This is a genomic window from Porphyromonas sp. oral taxon 279 str. F0450, from assembly GCF_000292995.1.
Lineage (GTDB): Bacteria > Bacteroidota > Bacteroidia > Bacteroidales > Porphyromonadaceae > Porphyromonas > Porphyromonas pasteri.
In genome coordinates, this window is the sequence record NZ_ALKJ01000019.1 from 194748 (window position 1) to 212197 (window position 17450).

Below are 17450 nucleotides of genomic sequence, written 5' to 3' on the forward strand. Positions count from 1 at the left end.
GTGCCATCAGCCTCTAAGGCATTTGGCGTCGTAGATGAGAGCCATCGATCTCCAGCCCTTCGCTGAGCTCTCCTGCCCAATAGCGTATAGCAGCCATGGTGTCCAGAGGATGGTAGGGGAGGGCTGCGATGATTTTCTCGACGGGGTAGCTCTCTGCGGTGGTGTCAAGGAAGGAGTGCTCAAGCTCCTCGCCTACGGCATCGATGATGTATTGATGTAGTCCCGAAGGGTGCTTGCGAAGACAAACATCACATGCTCCACAGGGGGTACTCTCAGTCTCTCCAAAGTAAGCGAGAAGCATACGAGAGCGGCAGGTCTCTTCCTCTTCTATGTAGGTACGTACAGCCCCGATGCGGTCACTCATCTTGTCGCGACGCTCCTGATAGGCGCCATAGGGTATGCGGAGATACTGGCTGTCTTCACGTCGGATGAGGAAGTGTAGGCGAGGGATATCCTTTTTCGGAATGTAGTGCAGGACGCCTTGGCGAGATAGTGCCACAAGGAAGGTGTAGACCTCATCTTCGCTGTAGCCCGAGAGGGTAGATAGGTCGCGCTCATTGATGCACACGTAGTCAGAGAAGAGTCCCGTATAGCTACGTAGTATCGTGCGAATGAGGCGGTCGGGACCGATATGGGGTTGGTAAAGCTCCTTGCTCGGGATGAGGAAGCGGAGCATTGAGCGGCTGTCATCATCGTGGTACTCCAGCCACTTCGCCAGCTGCATGATCTCGATAGCGTGACGGGTCTGCACGGGACGCATATGGAAGCGTCGTATGAAGAGCTCGATGTCAAAGTCATACGTGCGATCCAGCCCCTCTCCTTCTCCGATAGCGAGGAAGTTGCAGATCTGATCATATACCTCGCGGATGTATTCCTTCTCGGGGAAGGTATCCTGCAGGCGACGATGTAGCATCCTGGAGTCCTGACTCCCGACGATAGCCACAGCGTAGGAGTGCTCACCATCACGCCCTGCACGCCCTGCCTCCTGATAGTATTCCTCTAGGGAAGAGGGCATGGTGAGATGGATGACCAGGCGTACATCGGGCTTATCGATACCCATACCGAAGGCATTCGTTGCGACCATGACACGCACCTCTCCTCGCATCCATCGCCCTTGGCGCATCTCACGCTCGGTATAGGTTAGCCCTGCATGATAGTAGGTTGCACTGATTCCTTCGGCAAGGAGTGCTTCAGAGACCGTCTGACAGAGCTGTCTATTGCGGCAGTAGATGATGGCAGCTCCTTCTACTCGGGAGAGTATGAAGCGCATCATCGCAGGCTTGTCATCGCTGCGACGTATCGAATAGGAGATGTTGGGGCGAAGGAAGCTCTTCTGATAGAAGGCATAGCCTGGGCGGAAGTGAAGGACGCGCTTGATATCCTCGACGACCTCGCTCGTTGCTGTAGCTGTAAGAGCCAAGATGGGTACCTCGGGAAGCTGCTCACGGAGCTTCGGTAGCTCAAGGTAGGAGGGGCGGAAGTCATACCCCCACTGACACACGCAGTGACATTCGTCGATGACAATGAGTGAGACGGTCAGGGCATGGAGCCATGCTTGGAAGCGCTCACTACCTACACGCTCAGGAGAGACATAGAGGAACTTGTACTTTCCGAAGAGGCAATTATCCAGAGCCGTCTGTACCTTCTCTTGCGACATGCCCGAGTGGATCGCTGTAGCACGTATCCCCCGAGCTCGTAGGTGGTCTACCTGATCCTTCATCAGAGAGATGAGGGGCGTGATGACAAGTGTCAGCCCTGGGAGTATGAGCCCTGGTACTTGGAAGGTGATGCTCTTTCCTCCTCCAGTCGGCATAAGTCCTAAGGTGTCTCGTCCGTCCAGTGCTGCTTGTACGATCTCTCTTTGTAGAGGTCGGAAGGTAGAGTAGCCCCAGTAGCGCTCCAGTACCTCTTCGGGAGAGAGGTCGCTGTCGGCTACTCCTGGTCGAGGATCATGCCCAGGTGTGACGGGAGAGATGGAGAGGGGATCTTCATCGAATAGGTCTTCGGGCCAGAGTTCGTGATGCTCAATGATCGGATCATCAGCACTTGGATCTGGACCTAAGAGCTCCTCAAAGTCTTCGGTAGAGGTCGGTCTCATGGAGGCATCCAGCGTGATCTATCGATCCTTGAGCCGCTCTGATAGCTCGCTCTCAAGGCAGAGATCCTTGACACGTAGCTGTAGGAAGCTTTGCGGATAGAAGTTGTTTTCCTCGAGCTCAAAGCACAGGGCAAAGGCGTTGTGTCGTGTGATCTCGGGAGCATAGCGAGCCAGACCCAGTGCGAAGCCATGAAGAGGACGGATGCGCTGATAGCTGTCGGTCATACGTAGGCTCAGATGCTGAAGTGCCTTGCCTACAGCACGTGTGCCACCAGCATCCCGCATACTACGAGTCATGAAAATGGGACGCTCGTTGTCCGTGCCGAAGGGATAGAGCATCTCTACCTGACGGAGTAGGGTACGCGATACCTCGGAGGGCTTGAGCTCTGCATCGATTTGGAGGGTCGGAGTGAATGGTTGCGAGGTGGTTTGCTCCACACTATCTGCATACTCCTGTATGCGTCGCATAAACTCAGGGAGGCAGTCCTCACGGATCGTCAGTCCTGCAGCAAAGATGTGTCCGCCGAAGTTTTCTAAGCAGTCACTGCAAGCTTGGATGGCTTGGTATAAGTCAAAGCCTCCTGCAGAGCGTCCTGATCCGGCGAGGAAGTCACCTGTACTATGGGAGAGGATGAGCACAGGGCGGTGGAAGCGGTCGGCCAGTCGCGCTGCTACGATACCCATCACTCCCTTGTTCCACTCTGGACGGTAGAGGATGATGAGTCGTTGCTTCTGGAGCTGAGGGTCACTCTCGACGAGGGCAATGGCCTCACGTGTGACCTGCTGATCGAGCTCCTGACGCTGGCGATTGTATTCGTCGAGTATCTGGCTCTGTACCTCTGCTGTAGCCGCATCCTCGGCAATGAGGAGCTTGACAGACTCAGCGCCGTGTGCCATACGCCCTGCGGCATTGATACGTGGTCCGAGCTCGTAGTAGATGCTCGCCATGTCGACGCGACCAGGCTGGATCTTCCCTAAGCGCATGAGATAGGTGATAGCTACCGAGGGGTGGCTATTGATCAGCTGCAGGCCGTGAGATATGAAGATACGGTTCTCCCCAAGTATGGAAACTCGGTCCTGGGCGATACTTAGGACGAGAAGCTCCAGCAGGGGGAGAAGGGATTCAAAAGGAAGGTCTCGATGGGAGGCAAGCCCTTGTACAAGCTTGAAAGCTACCCCACAGCCCGAGAGCTCGGTGAAGGGGTAGTGGTTGTCACGACGCTTGGGGTTGAGGATAGCAGTAGCTGGGGGAAGGCTATCATCGGGCGTGTGGTGGTCGCAGACGATGAAATCCATCCCATGCTCTCGAGCATAGGTGATTTCCTCAAACGCCTTGATCCCCGTATCTACCGATATGATGAGGCTGACACCTAACAGCCGTGCATAATCTATGCCCTGCAGGGTGATGCCATAGCCATCGTCATAGCGATCTGGGATATAGTAGTGGAGGTATTCCTCGGGTAAGCATTGTGCTCGCAGATAGCGATAGAGTAGTGCTACGGCAGTGGTGCCATCGACATCATAGTCTCCGTAGATCAAGATATGCTCCCGCTGCTCAATAGCTCTATTCAGCCGCTCGACAGCGATCTGCATATCCTCCATAGCGAAGGGATCATGTAGCTCCTCAAGACGTGGAGAGAAGAAGCTCTGTGCCTCCTCATAAGTATGTATACCCCTTGCTACAAGGAGGCGCCCCATAGCAGGGAAGAGTCCCAAGCGTGTGGCTAATTCACAAGCTTGGGTCTCCTCATCCGTGGTATATTTTCTTATCTCCCAGCTTTGGGACATGCTTATATCTCCTTGCTAGTGCTACTACTTCTTTGTGGTGGCGCTGGGCGTCAGCGTAGGCTGGATCAGATAGTAATGTTGCTGTGTCTTACCCTTCCCAGAGCCTTGTATCTCTACAACGACATAGTCCTTGCCTTTGTTCGTTTGCTCACGGCTGGCGAGGATTTCCTCGCGAGGTGTTTCATTCCAATGCTGCTCAAAGAGAAGAGCATCGTCGAGCGAGCGCACCTGAATGGCCTTATCAAAGCTCGAGCCATCACCCGTGTGGGCGATCATGCTGAGAAGCTCGACGAGCTGGTACATGTAGGTATTGAATCGTGAGCTCTTGAGGTGAAGCGAGAGGTCACAGGCGCGCTTGATGAGCCCAATATGCGTGGGGGTACGCCACAGCCCTTGTTGGACGGTCTTGAGTGCCTCCGTGAAGTTCTTCCCCTCGATAAGGCGATCGGCCTCAGCCTCTATCTTGCTGAGGAAGGGAGCTGTGTCTTCACGTCCATCTACTGAGAAGTATAGCTCTCTGATATCTGCGCGACTGAGCGTAGAGTCTGCGCGACGGAAGCGTGTCGTCAAGAGCTCATTGGACTGTGCACCCTTTTCGCTTACCTTCTGTACAGGTGCTGTCCCTCCCGTACGCAGGCGAATGCTGTCCTGACGTATCTTCTCAAGTTGCTCCTCACTGGGAGCTTGAGCTGCATAGTAGCGGCCCCGTGCACGCGAACGTATATTATAGGAGTGGCGGCCACGACGTGAGGAGCTGTGACTGCTCTTCGCCGAGCTCTTACTCTTGGATGACTTGGAGGAGGAGGCCTTCTTGCTCGTAGAGGTCGTAGGCTTCTTGCGGCTACGTGCTTCTCCTATCGATGGGACGGATAGGGAGAGGCTGAGGGCAGCCAGCAGGAGGGTTATCTTCGAATGGATAGGTCGCATAGTTGTTTCTTGTTAGTCGTCTCCGATGCTCATTGAGGTAGGAGAGAAGCTCTTCGCTACTGCCCCACGGCAAGCTCGGAGGGTGATCACTGAGTGTCGCCTAGAAGGAACGAGGTCAATCTGTGCCTCAGTATAGGGGAGGGGGCCCGCGTCACTTAGACAAAGATAGCGGAAACGGCTCGGATTACCTATGCCTATCCGCTCTTCTTTCCTAAGAAAAGGCCTACAAAAAGCCACATTCCAGGGGCTAACTCATAATTAATGACGACTTCCTTGTGCAGAGGTTTAAGCATAGGGTACTCCTGCTACAGTCTTGATGGGGAGCACAACAAGAGTGGAATGTCAGAGGTCCTATGATGATCGCATGGGGTGTCTTGTTATCTGTTTGTAAATTAGATTATTGTGGGGGACAAGGTGCGGTCCTGTAATGGCTATTCATTGGGATCCGTATAAGGAGGAATAAATGAACCAGTACCGCTCACATCAGAGAGCTCTTCGCTTTATTGCGAGTATTCTTCTTATCCAGCGGAGGGTAAAGTGTCTTTCTCGCAAAGAAAAAGCGCCTTCCCATAGTGGCATTTCCGCATCTATGTACGTAGTCTTAAAGACCAGGTACGTAAATCCTAATATCCACGTACGTAGATATTAGATCCACGTACGTAGTCTAAGCTTATCGGCCACTCGTCCACAACTTTTATCCCTACGCGGAGCAACATCCTAATAGAGGTCACTTCACAAAGCTATATAGCTTCACACCGAAAGCTATATAGGAATCCCAGCAAAGCTATATAGGAATCGATCCAAAGCTATATAGCTTTCTTCGCCATCCTATATAGCTCTACCCACGCACCCATATAACATACTATGAGACATTGTGCGAGATTACCTCTTCATTACTCGTACCTTCTTCCCACGGAAATCGGAGGCTTTAGGCTGAGAAGTTCGAAGGAGGAAAGTGCAAGCTGTGAAGAGATGGCCTTTCGCAAAGGCCATCTGATTACTAAGCGATTATCCTCTCGATAGCCCTCAAACGGGGGATGCGATTGTGGAGCTATATTGAGCATCAGCTACTTATCCTTTGGTGTGATTCCCTCGCCTTCTCGCTGGGCCGGTGCTTCAGCTGGGCGCTTTTTCTTACCTTTGCACGAAGCTTTTTAGTGAAGGTGCTGCGAATAACACCTATAGATAGCTTCATTGTTAAGTGTAACCGCTAAGGAAAATAAGACAGATGGACGATTCCCTCCCGCCGAATGAGCGCTGTGTAAGCGCCTCTCGCTCCGTCGTCTTACCCTACGGACTTCCCCGCCTCTGAGGTGGGAGCTGTATGAGGTGAGCCGACAGGATCCACTCCGTAAGTACTGAAGTGCTCGGAGTGCAATAGTCCCACCATATACAGCTAAGCGATATAATGAAGAGCTACCTCACCTTCGAGCCGGGTGTACCCGAGCTGGAAGAGTTCGCCCCCCACTGCTGGGTGCACGTCGAGTGCCCAGATGAAGATGACTTCATGTTCCTGACGAAGGAGCTGGGGATACCAAGAGAATTCCTATCCGACATCGCCGATATTGATGAGCGTCCACGTGCAGAGCGCGAGGATGATTGGCTCCTAACGATTCTCCGCATACCGATGGACGGAGGCGGACCAGGTATGCCTTATCAGACCGTCCCTCTGGGGATCATCACAGGGCATCGCGCTACGGTCTCTGTTTGCTACAGACGTACGCAGCTCTTACCCGACTTCATCAATCATATCCGACGAAAGAATATCGGTATTGCCAACCAGACCGAGTTCGTCACACGTATGATTTACTCGTCAGCGGTATGGTTCCTGAAGTACCTGAAGCTGATGTATCTCGAGATCAATCGTGCAGAGAAAGAGCTGGAGCTTAGTATCCGTAATGAGGACCTCCTCCGCATCATGCGTCTGCAGCGATCACTCGTTTACTTCAGTACCTCTATACGAGGGAATGAAGCTATGCTTGGGCGTCTGCGTACGACCTCACGTGCTTCGAGTGTCGATCCAGATCTCTTCGAAGACGTGAGCATTGAGCTTCGTCAGGCTTATAATACGATCAATATCTACACCGATATCGTCACGAGTATGATGGATGCCTCGGCCAATATCATCTCCAACAATGTGAATACGATCATGAAGCGTATGACGAGTATCTCCATTGTGCTGACGGTGCCGACGATGATCTCGAGCTTCTTCGGGATGAACGTCAACGTCTACCTTGGCGAATGGTACTGGGCATTCCTCGCGATCTTCGGCGTATCAGTGGCGATCTCAGGCTTAGCCTTCTATCTCTTCCGTAAGATTAAGTGGTTCTAAGTCTGCTCAAATAGACTTTGAATAAAAGCAACCGCCTCCTCGCATGATCACATGCGAGGGGGCGGTTGCTTTGTATTTAGAGAGTGTTGCGGCTGGTGATTAGCTACGCCCTGCCTCCAACTCTGAGAGGCGGTAGACCTCGTGGATGGCAGGGTTGCGTCGTAGGATCTGGCAGATAGCCTCGACCTGACGTGTGTCTAATACCTTCACTGAGATCGTCCCTTGGAAGACTCCGTCGTGTGCCTTCAAGTCGATGGCTGTGATGCTGACCTTGAAGTCTTCTAAGAAGATCTGCGATATAGCGTTGAGCAGTCCTTTGGAGTCGATCCCACGGATGACGAGTGTCGTCTCGAAGAGTGGAGTGTGATGCGTGCTCCAGTGTACCGAGAGCAGGCGATCGCCCTGTACGGTCTTGTATCGTGTCGCCTCGGGGCAGGAGCATTTATGTACGATGACTTCACTCTCGTCGCTGATGATACCGAGGGCGTCATCGCCAGGGATGGGATGGCAGCAGGGCGCTATCTTATAGTTGAGTAAGCCGTCTTGCTCGATGAGCTCATAGGGATGAGACTTATCAATTGTAGGACGTTGTACGATCGTACCGCTAAGGGTCTGACCTTCGCGTTCCTTGCTGGAGAAGAGCGAAGAGAAGACACGCGTGACGCGATTACCGCCACTCTTTGGTGTCTTCCCTTGGACGACTCGATCAAAGTCTTCGGGGAACTCGAAGGTCCCATCACCGATGTGTCGGAGGAAGGTATCAGGCTTGTCGTAGCGGTAGAGGTGGGTGAGGCGGTTGAGGAGCGAGGAGGTAAGCTGCTCTCCCTGGCTCTTGAGGCGCTCTGTGAGGAGGGCTTCACCCTGTGCGATGGCTTCGCGTTGGCGTCTACGAAGTGCTGTCTCGATCTTGACCTTCGCATAAGCGGTCGCCACGAAGTTGAGCCATCCAGGCTCGGGCTGTACCATCTTACTCGTCAAGATCTCGACTTGATCTCCATTGGAGAGGCGGTAGGAGAGAGGGAGTACCTTGTGATTGACCTTCGCCCCGATACAGGTGTCTCCAAGATCGGTGTGGACAGCATAGGCGAAGTCCAGGACAGAGGCATCAAGTGGTAGGGTGATGGGGCGCCCCTTAGGCGTGAAGACGGTGATGTCGTGGGCGTAGAGACTGAGATGTACCGTGTCGAGGAACTCCATCCCCTTCGAGTCGGGGTGATTGAGGACTTCGCGGATGGTATCCAGCCAGATCTCCAGCTCGTGGTCTTCTTCGACTACGTCTCTCTTGTAGCGCCAGTGGGCAGCGAGCCCCTGCTCGGCGATCTCATCCATCCGACGACTACGGATCTGTACTTCGACCCACTGCGCATCAGGGCCCAGTACCGTGAGGTGCAGGGCTTGGTAACCGTTCCCCTTAGGTGTGGAGAGCCAGTCACGCAGGCGGTCGGGGCGATTGCGGTAGATCTCTGTAATAGCCGTGTAGATGTCCCAGCAGCGGTTCTTCTCTGGGTACCCATCTTGGCTGTCAAAGATGATACGCACGGCGAAGAGGTCATAGACTTCCTCAAAGGGAATACCCTTAATCTGCATCTTACGCCAGATAGAGAAACATCCCTTGACACGTGTCTTCATCTCGTAGCTGAGGCCCATAGAGTCAAAGCGTGCCTTCAGTGGCGCAGCGAAGCGATGGAAGAGATCCTCACGACCAGCTTCGCTCTCCTCGACCTTGCGCTTGATCTCTGCGTAGGCCTCGGGGTGCTCGTAGCGGAAGCTGAGGTCCTCCAGTTCGGTTTTGATGGAGAAGAGCCCGAGGCGGTCGGCCAGCGGTGCGTAGAAGAAGGAGGTTTCGCCTGCGATCTTAAGCTGCTTGTCGGGCTTCATCGAGCCGAGTGTGCGCATGTTGTGCAGGCGGTCAGCGATCTTGATGAGGATCACACGGGCATCATCACCGATAGTTAGTAGGAGCTTACGGATATTCTGTGCCTGCAGGCTGTCGATGTTCTGCGGTACCTGCTCGGTGGAGATCTTCGTAAGGCCTTCGACGATCTGTGCGATCTTATCGCCGAAGCCTCGACGGATATCCTCTACGGTGTACTCGGTATCCTCTACGACATCGTGTAGGAGGGCGCAGCAGATCGAGGTAGACCCGAGGCCGATCTCCTTGCATACGATACGAGCCACTGCGATGGGATGCAGGATGTAGGGCTCACCACTACGTCGGCGTACCAATCCGTGTGCATGACGAGCCAGGCGAAAGGCCTGGTCGATGATCTCAGTCTTCTGTCGGTGAGGCGATGCTATATAGTCCGCTATGAGGGCTTGATACTCTTGGTCGATGAGGGCTTCTTCCTCGGGGGAAAAGCTGAGGCTAATCTGTGCCATGGGTAGAGGTATACCAGAAGATTAGTGGATTAGAGCTGCATGATCAAGTAGACGGTGTAGGCGATGAAGCCAAGGGCAAGGATCGCACCTTCGCCACGCTTGACTACCCGCTGACCGAAGAGGACTGCGAAGATGTAGAGCATGATGCCTGCAGCTATCATGACGAGGAAGTCCAGAGGTGTGACGCCACCGATGCGGATCGGGGTGATGCTGGAGCTGACACCGAGGATAAGGAAGACGTTGAAGATATTTGACCCGACGATATTTCCTACGGCTATCTCGGGCTGCTTCTTGAGGGCAGCAGCTACGGACGTAGCCAGCTCGGGGAGTGATGTGCCAGCAGCTACGATAGTTAGGCCGATGAAGCTCTCACTCATGCCGAAGGTGCGTGCAATGCTTGATGCTGAGGTGACGAAGAGGTCACCACCATAGACCAGCGCAGCGAGCCCACCGACGATGAAGACGATGAGGAGCCAGATGGGGTAAGGCTTGAGGGGTGTGTTGTCTGCGTGGGGGTCATTGGGGCTATCCTTGGCGATGGCGAAGGTGTAGGTAAGGAAGATGAGGAAGAAGCCCAGCAGGGTAAGCCCTTCTCCTCGTGAGAGGATGTTCTCCGTCGCTCCCGTGCCCGCAAAGATCGTATCGTAGGAGAGGAAGAAGAGCACCAAGAAGGAGAGGAGCATCAGCGGTATCTCACGGCGAATCGTACTCTGGGTAATGGTGATCGGAGCTACTACTGCTGTCACCCCACCGATAGCGAGGAGGTTGAAGATGTTGGAGCCAACGACGTTCCCCATAGCGATATCGGCGTTGCCCTTAAGTGCGGACATGAGGCTGACGATGAGCTCAGGTGCAGAGGTGCCGAAGGCTACGATCGTGAGCCCCACGACCAGAGGCGAGAGCCCCATACGACGTGCTAAGGTCGAAGCTCCTTCGGTGAGGTAGTTAGCCCCGACTATAATCAGGACGATCCCAAGTAGGAAGAGTAGGATATCTACAAGCATATATACAGAGATAGAGTGGTGTGGACGTGAAGATAGGGGAGTTAGTGGCAGCAGCCCGAGCAACCCGAGCAGCCACCATTGTTCTTGTCGTCTTCCTTCTTCGGGCGAAGCATGCGGTAGAGTGCGCGTCCGATGAAGAAGGCCACGATAGCAAGGATGATGAGTACAGCTATTTCTTGAGCCATAGGGATATTGCTTAGCCTAAGAGGTGAGCGGTCTGGTAGACGATGAAGCAGATGAGCCACGCTATCCCGCAGGAGTAGAGCGCGGAGAAGAGTCCCCACTTCCAGTGACCAGCCTCACGGCCGATTGCGATGAGCGTCGCGACACAAGGGAAGTAAAGTAGGACAAAGAGCATGAAGGTATAGGCAATAATGGGGGTGAAGGAGGGCGAGCCATCAGCACGGACCTCCTGCTTCATGCGCGTGGAGAGCTGAGAGAGAGCTTCGTCGCCATCCGCTCCATTACCCGTATAGATGACACCCATTGTGCTGACGACGACCTCCTTAGCCATGAGGCCTGATACGATGCTTACACCCATCTTCCAGTCGAAGCCCAAGGGGCGGATCACGGGTTCACTGAGGTGCCCGATACGCCCGATGATAGACTGCTCCTGGTGGTAGGTGGCGAAGCTATGCTCAAGTGAATCAATGCGAGACTGCTTGATCTCCTCGGGGAGGGTAGACTGGGTGAGTGCTTCGACCTGCTGGTCCTTCTGCTCGCGTAGCTCATTCTGACGAGGATAGTAGCTCATGAACCATACGATGATGGAGGCTGCCAAGATCACCGTACCCATCTTCTGAAGGTACTGCTTGGAGCGCATCCACACGTGGATGGCTACCGAGCGCACTGTCGGGCGACGGTAGGGAGGAAGCTCCATGACGAAGGGGATGTCCTCTCCCTTGAAGACAGCGCTCTTTAGTAGTCGGGCTGATATGACCGCCATCAGTACACCGATGAGGTAGAGGGAGAAGAGTACCAAGGTAGCCTGCCACGGGATGGGGAAGAAGGCGCCAGCTAAGAGCAGATAGACTGGTAGGCGTGCCGAGCAACTCATGAATGGGAGGACGAGCATCGTGATCAGTCTGCTCTTGCGACTCTCGATCATACGGGTACTCATCACGGCTGGTACATTACAGCCAAAGCCCATGATCAGCGGGATGAAGGACTTGCCATGTAGGCCCATACGGTGCATGAGCTTGTCCATGATGAAGGCGGCACGTGCCATGTACCCACTATCCTCAAGGAGCGAAATGAAGAGGTAGAGGATGACGATCTGCGGGAGGAAGACGATTACGCCCCCGACCCCAGCGATGATACCATCGACGATGAGATCGCGCAGCGGACCTTCACTCATTACTCCACCGACCCATTCACCGAGGGCATTTACCCCGGCATCAATCAGGTCCATCGGGTACTGCCCGAGGGTGAAGGTGAAGAAGAACATCAGCCCCATCAATAAAAGGAAGAGTGGAAAGCCCCACAGACGGCTGGTGACGATGTCATCAATGTGGTCGGTGAGTGTTCGCTTGCCGGTATGCTTAGGGAAGTAGGTCTCCTTAAGTGCGCCCGAGATGAAGCCATAGCGGGCATCTGTGATCAGTGATTCAGCCTCTTCCTCTGTCTGCTCATGGAGCTTGCGCAGGGCAAAGTCTCGAGCGGATAGGAGGAAGCCCCCACGAGGGTAGCGTGAGAGGAGTTGCTTCTCGACCTCGCTGTCGCGCTCAAGGAGCTTGACGGCAGTGGAGCGTGCGACGATAGGATCAGTGATATCGGTATGCTCTCTGATCTTCTTCTCCTGCTCGCTGATGAGAGGCTCGAGGAGTGAGCCATAGGGGATGCGTAGGGGTCGGAGCTTACCAGTCTCTATGTCAACCAGCTGCTCATCACCTTCCTTCAGTCCCTTTGCCAAGCTAATGATCTCATCAAATAGAGCTTCCAGCCCCAGCCCTGTGCGACAGATCGTCGGGATCATCGGGATACCGAGAAGGCGCGAGAGGCGAGGGTAGTCGAAGTACTCCTTGCGCTGCATGAACTCGTCGAACATATTCAGTGCGACGACGACAGGTAGCCCGAGCTCCTTGATCTGGAGCGTCAGGTAAAGGTTGCGCTCGATATTGCAGGTGTCTACGACGTTGAGCACCAGATCGGGGCGCTCCTTACCCGTAAGATAGTTACGGATGTAGACCTCTTCGGGACTATAAGGGGAGAGGGAGTAGGAGCCTGGTAGGTCGATGAGCTCGATACGGTAGCCTCCATAATATATGTACCCACTCTTGGCCTCAATGGTTACGCCACTGTAGTTCCCTACGTGCTCGTGGGCCCCACTGGCTTGGTTGAAGAGGGAAGTCTTCCCACAGTTAGGGTTGCCGAGTAGGGCAATGCGAAGGGTGGGGAGCTCGCGGGTTTTGATATGTCCCAGCTCCATGCGTTGGAGGCTGTGTAGCTCAGGGTCGGGAAGTAGCTCTTGCGGAGCCTCGATGACATCTGTCTGCTCCTCGAAGGGCTCAAGAAGCCGTACCTCGATGCGCTCAGCATCGCGGTGTCGGAGCGAGACATTATAGTCCAGGATCTTGTAGTATATAGGATCTCGGAGGGGCGCATTGTGCACGGCCATAATCTCCTTGCCTTGCACGAAACCCATCTCAAGGATGCGCTTGCGGAAAGCACCAGATCCACCGACCCGCACGATGACGGCCTTCTGGCCGGTCTGTAGTTGAGCTAAGTTCATGTCTACAAAGTTATGCAAAAAGCCGTACTCGCCTCGCGAAGGACCTGCCGAAGAAAAGGTCTTAGCTTTGCTCTCTGCTCCCCCTCAGCTTTACCTCGATTATAGATCGCTCTTTCTCTTCGGAGAGTGTTCGCCGTTATACCTTCGTTGGGCAGAGCATGATGGGGACTGATGGGGCTTGGGGCGTGAGTGATATTCTATATAATATATATGAGACTGTTGCCGCGAGTCCTGCCATCTATTTATTCTGCTAAGACATCGTACACAGTTCCCCGATATGCCCCTCCGAAGTGATACACAAGCCTTTCTCCTTATCGCGCGTATTCCTCTTATCCAGCGGAGGGGAAAGTGTCATTCCGGTGAAGAAAAAAGCACCTTCACATAGTGGTTTTCCTCTGTCTCTGCACGTAGTCTTAAAGACCAGGTACGTAAATCTAAATATCCATGTACGTAGATATTAGAGCCACGTACGTAGCCCAAACTTATCTGTCACTCGTTCACAACTTTTATCCATACGCAGAGCAGCGACCTAATATAGGGGTTGCAGGGATTGCTCTATCGGTGGGTGATGTGAACCAGTACTGGTCGCTCGTCCGACCAATAGTAGTTCATTTCATGGCCTCTGAAAGTCACTGTATATACCGCATCTCTGAAACTATATGTATCGGTTTGATATCATCAGCCTGGTGCTTGGGCTAAGGTGAGCGAATTCCTTGGAGTTGTTTCTTTCAGGAGTGGTATGTAGTGATGGGAAGTTCCCTATACCTTATATCATATATGTAGGAGATGCTTGTGTCTCTTGGTGGAGAATGCTAAAGGTTGCACAGGTGCGCGGAGAGTGTGCTAAGTGTGTATATTGCGCTTAGTAGTTTGCAATTCGAATGTTTATTATATCTTTGTGCCGAAAGCGATGAGATGAGTGGTCTAAGGCGATGCACTATCACTCTCTTTAGCCTGCACCATAGTAATATAGACTACATTTAACTAACCTCTTTAGCGTTATGCAAGAACAGCCCCAATTTAAGTCTGGCGTGTGGGAAGTCGAACTCAACGTCCGCGACTTCGTTTCTCAGAATGTTACCCCTTATGATGGTGACTCCTCCTTCCTCTCTGGTCCTACGGAGAAGACCAAGCGCGTCTGGGAGCACTGCCTCCAGGCTCTTAAGGAAGAGCGCGAAAACCCACATGGCGTACGCTCAATCGATACCAGCACGATTTCTGGTATTACGGCGTATGCTCCAGGCTATATTGATAAGGATAACGAAGTTATCGTCGGTCTGCAGACTGACCAGGTCCTTCGTCGTGCCATGAAGCCCTTCGGTGGGTACAAGGTCGTCGAGAAGGCAGTCCATGAGAATGGTCTCGAAGTTGACCCTCGCGTTACCGATATCTTCACCCACTACCGCAAGACCCACAATGATGGTGTCTTTGATGTATATACCGACGAGATCCGCTCCTTCCGTAGCAACAGCTTCCTCACGGGGCTGCCTGACAACTATGCGCGTGGCCGTATCATCGGTGACTACCGCCGTCTGGCTCTCTATGGGGCTGATCGTCTCATCGCTTGGAAGACGGAAGACCTCGCTGGCATCCATGGTCCTATGACCGAGCACACAATCCGTCTGCGCGAAGAAGTCGCTGAGCAGATCCGCGCTCTGAAGAAGATCGTAGAGATGGCTGCTGGCTATGGCTTCGACGTCCGTCGTCCCGCCTACACAGCTGCTGAAGCTGTACAGTGGGTTTACTTCGCTTACCTCGCTGCTATTAAGGATCAGGATGGTGCTGCTATGTCTCTTGGGAACGTATCAAGCTTCCTCGACATCTACCTCCAGTATGACCTCGACCACGGCACGCTGACCGAAGAGCTCGCTCAGGAGCTGATCGACCAGTTCGTCATCAAGCTCCGTATGGTTCGCCACCTGCGTATGGACTCATACAACGAGATCTTCGCTGGTGACCCCACGTGGGTAACTGAGTCTATCGGTGGTCGCCTCTTCGACGGTCGTCATAAGGTCACGAAGACGAGCTTCCGCTTCCTCCAGACTCTCTACAACCTCGGTCCAAGCCCTGAGCCTAACCTCACGGTCCTCTGGAGCCCCTCACTCCCCGAAGGCTTCAAGGAGTTCGCTGCTCAGGTATCTATTGATACGTCTTCTATCCAGTACGAGAATGACGACCTAATGCGCTCTACCCGCCACTCTGATGACTACGGTATCGCTTGCTGTGTATCTTATCAGGAGATCGGTAAGCAGATCCAGTTCTTCGGCGCACGAACCAACCTCGCTAAGGCTCTCCTCCTGGCTGTCAATGGTGGTCGCTGCGAAATCTCTGGTACGCTCATGGTCGAAGGGATCCCCGAGCTTAAGGGTGACGTCCTCGACTTCAACCAGGTCTGGGATAACTACCTCAAGGTCCTCAAGGTCATCGCTCGCGTCTACAACGACTCGATGAATATCATCCACTACATGCACGATAAGTATTACTACGAGGCTGCACAGATGGCATTCATCGATACCGATCCTAAGATCAACCTCGCTTATGGTGTCGCTGGTCTCTCGATCGCAGCAGACTCACTCTCGGCTATCCGCTATGCTAAGGTGACGCCTATCCGTAATGAACAGGGCCTGACCGAAGACTTCAAGATCGAAGGTGAGTTCCCCTGCTATGGTAATGACGACGACCGCGCCGATATGATCGCTTACGATATCACCCACATCTTCTCTGGCCTCCTCAAGGAGCTGCCCGTGTACAAGAACGCTGAGCCTACGCTCTCTGTCCTGACAATCACCTCTAACGTGATGTACGGTAAGAAGACGGGTGCTACGCCTGACGGTCGTGGTAAGGGTGTTGCCTTCGCTCCAGGTGCTAACCCTATGCACGGTCGTGACAACCACGGTGCTATCGCTTCGCTCAGCTCAGTAGCTAAGCTCGACTACACCGATGCTGCCGACGGTATTAGTAACACCTTCAGCATCATCCCTCACTCTCTCGGCTCCAGCAAGAGCGAGCAGAATGAGAACCTCATCTCGATGATGGACGGCTACTTCTCCAAGGGTGCACACCACCTCAATGTGAATGTCCTGAATCGTGAGATGCTCGAGGATGCTATGGTACACCCTGAGAACTATCCTCAGCTGACGATCCGTGTCTCCGGCTATGCCGTGAACTTCGTCAAGCTCAGCCGTGAGCACCAGCTCGAGGTCATCTCGCGCTCCTTCCACAAGCGCATGCGCTAAGGCGGGGAGTTCTCCGAATACCTATTAGTATAGTAGCGGGCGAAGGATCAGTGTCGACCCTTCGCCCGCTCTTTTTATAGCTCGCTATGCTACGTATCCACTCCTTTGAATCCATGGGGACCTTCGATGGTCCAGGGCTTCGCTTAGTGGTATTCCTCCAGGGATGCAACTTCCAGTGCCTCTATTGTGCCAATCCCGATACCATCCCTATTGGGAAGGGCGGGAAGCTCATTGAGGAGGCTGAGGTCCTACGACGGGCTATTAGTGAGCGCCCTTTCTTCGGAAAGCGTGGGGGGATTACCTTCAGCGGAGGAGAACCTACCGTGCAGGCGCAGGCGCTCATCCCTCTCTGTCGCCAACTCAAGGAAGAGGGGATACATATCTGCCTCGATACTCAGGGTAGCATCCGCAATGCTTATGTGGACGAGCTCCTCTCGATCGTCGATATGGTCTTGCTTGACTGCAAGCACGTCTTACCCGAAGGGCATCGTCGCCTGACGACTCAGTCCAACGCGAATACATTTGCTACGGCAGAGCAGCTCCGACAGATGGGGAAGCCCGTGCGCATGCGCTATGTGCTTGTGCCAGGCTATAGCGATCAGCCCGAGGCGCTCCATGCTCTTGGAGAGCGCTTCGGTAGCTATGAGAATATCGAGCGTCTGGAGCTCTTGCCCTACCATACCTATGGTAAGCACAAGTATGAGACGCTTGGACGAGAGTACCCATTAGAGCATATCCATGAGCCTACACCTGAGGAGGTCGATGCTGCTCGAGAGATCCTTGAGCAGTATTTCCCTGTAGTCTGGACTCAGTAGTAGGCCAGTAGGTATTGTCATCAGAATAGGATAGGGAGGATGAGCCGATAGAGGTTTATCCTCCCTATTGCTGTTTCGGTTTTGGGAGAAAACGATCGTCTCAAGGGCGACCTCTTGGAGGCACTTCATCAAGCTATATT

At 53.7% G+C, this 17450-nt stretch carries 10 protein-coding genes; 3 read left to right on the forward strand and 7 right to left on the reverse strand.

Annotated elements, in window-relative coordinates:
* Positions 1–13: 13 nt before the first annotated feature.
* From HMPREF1323_RS04745 to HMPREF1323_RS04755, 3 genes are all read right to left on the reverse strand, one after another.
* A complete protein-coding gene (locus HMPREF1323_RS04745; RefSeq protein ID WP_009432965.1) occupies positions 14–2098 on the reverse strand; it encodes a RecQ family ATP-dependent DNA helicase in 2085 nt (694 codons plus the stop codon).
* An 18-nt stretch (positions 2099–2116) separates the two neighbouring features.
* On the reverse strand, positions 2117–3814 hold the full coding sequence (gene recJ / locus HMPREF1323_RS04750; RefSeq protein ID WP_232203987.1) for a single-stranded-DNA-specific exonuclease RecJ: 1698 nt from the start codon (positions 3812–3814) through the stop codon (positions 2117–2119).
* Positions 3815–3910: 96 nt separating this feature from the next.
* A complete protein-coding gene (locus tag HMPREF1323_RS04755) occupies positions 3911–4813 on the reverse strand; it encodes a DUF4919 domain-containing protein (RefSeq protein WP_009432912.1) in 903 nt (300 codons plus the stop codon).
* A 1408-nt stretch (positions 4814–6221) separates the two neighbouring features.
* Here HMPREF1323_RS04755 and HMPREF1323_RS04760 point away from each other — a divergent pair.
* Positions 6222–7145: a magnesium transporter CorA family protein gene (locus HMPREF1323_RS04760; RefSeq protein WP_009433227.1), complete on the forward strand. Its 924-nt coding sequence runs from the start codon at positions 6222–6224 to the stop codon at positions 7143–7145.
* Between the two features lie 99 nt (positions 7146–7244).
* Here HMPREF1323_RS04760 and HMPREF1323_RS04765 read toward each other — a convergent pair whose 3' ends face one another.
* From HMPREF1323_RS04765 to feoB, 4 genes are read right to left on the reverse strand one after another with little or no spacing between them, the layout of a single operon-like run.
* The gene (locus tag HMPREF1323_RS04765) at positions 7245–9524 is read right to left on the reverse strand and encodes a RelA/SpoT family protein (protein WP_009433104.1); all 2280 of its coding nucleotides are present in this window, start codon (positions 9522–9524) and stop codon (positions 7245–7247) included.
* Between the two features lie 29 nt (positions 9525–9553).
* The gene (locus tag HMPREF1323_RS04770; RefSeq protein WP_009433114.1) at positions 9554–10528 is read right to left on the reverse strand and encodes a calcium/sodium antiporter; all 975 of its coding nucleotides are present in this window, start codon (positions 10526–10528) and stop codon (positions 9554–9556) included.
* Between the two features lie 41 nt (positions 10529–10569).
* Positions 10570–10713, reverse strand: coding sequence for a FeoB-associated Cys-rich membrane protein (locus HMPREF1323_RS04775; protein WP_009432997.1), 144 nt, complete (start codon positions 10711–10713; stop codon positions 10570–10572).
* Between the two features lie 11 nt (positions 10714–10724).
* Positions 10725–13259 (reverse strand): ferrous iron transport protein B, encoded by a 2535-nt coding sequence (gene feoB, locus HMPREF1323_RS04780; protein WP_009433012.1) that lies wholly within the window; start codon positions 13257–13259, stop codon positions 10725–10727.
* Between the two features lie 1001 nt (positions 13260–14260).
* Here feoB and pflB point away from each other — a divergent pair.
* Together pflB and pflA are read left to right on the forward strand one after the other, a co-directional pair.
* A complete protein-coding gene (gene pflB / locus HMPREF1323_RS04785) occupies positions 14261–16495 on the forward strand; it encodes a formate C-acetyltransferase (RefSeq protein WP_009432876.1) in 2235 nt (744 codons plus the stop codon).
* Between the two features lie 86 nt (positions 16496–16581).
* Positions 16582–17310 (forward strand): pyruvate formate-lyase-activating protein, encoded by a 729-nt coding sequence (gene pflA, locus HMPREF1323_RS04790; protein ID WP_009433190.1) that lies wholly within the window; start codon positions 16582–16584, stop codon positions 17308–17310.
* Positions 17311–17450: the final 140 nt, after the last annotated feature.

Excerpts from the sequence above, each read along its gene's own strand:
- HMPREF1323_RS04745 (WP_009432965.1), bottom strand. The coding sequence starts at position 2,098 with ATGAGACCGACCTCTACCGAAGACTTTGAGGAGCTCTTAGGTCCAGAT.
- HMPREF1323_RS04755 (WP_009432912.1), bottom strand. The coding sequence starts at position 4,813 with ATGCGACCTATCCATTCGAAGATAACCCTCCTGCTGGCTGCCCTCAGC.
- HMPREF1323_RS04760 (WP_009433227.1), top strand. The coding sequence starts at position 6,222 with ATGAAGAGCTACCTCACCTTCGAGCCGGGTGTACCCGAGCTGGAAGAG.
- HMPREF1323_RS04765 (WP_009433104.1), bottom strand. The coding sequence starts at position 9,524 with ATGGCACAGATTAGCCTCAGCTTTTCCCCCGAGGAAGAAGCCCTCATC.
- HMPREF1323_RS04770 (WP_009433114.1), bottom strand. The coding sequence starts at position 10,528 with ATGCTTGTAGATATCCTACTCTTCCTACTTGGGATCGTCCTGATTATA.
- HMPREF1323_RS04775 (WP_009432997.1), bottom strand. The coding sequence starts at position 10,713 with ATGGCTCAAGAAATAGCTGTACTCATCATCCTTGCTATCGTGGCCTTC.
- feoB (WP_009433012.1), bottom strand. The coding sequence starts at position 13,259 with ATGAACTTAGCTCAACTACAGACCGGCCAGAAGGCCGTCATCGTGCGG.
- pflB (WP_009432876.1), top strand. The coding sequence starts at position 14,261 with ATGCAAGAACAGCCCCAATTTAAGTCTGGCGTGTGGGAAGTCGAACTC.
- pflA (WP_009433190.1), top strand. The coding sequence starts at position 16,582 with ATGCTACGTATCCACTCCTTTGAATCCATGGGGACCTTCGATGGTCCA.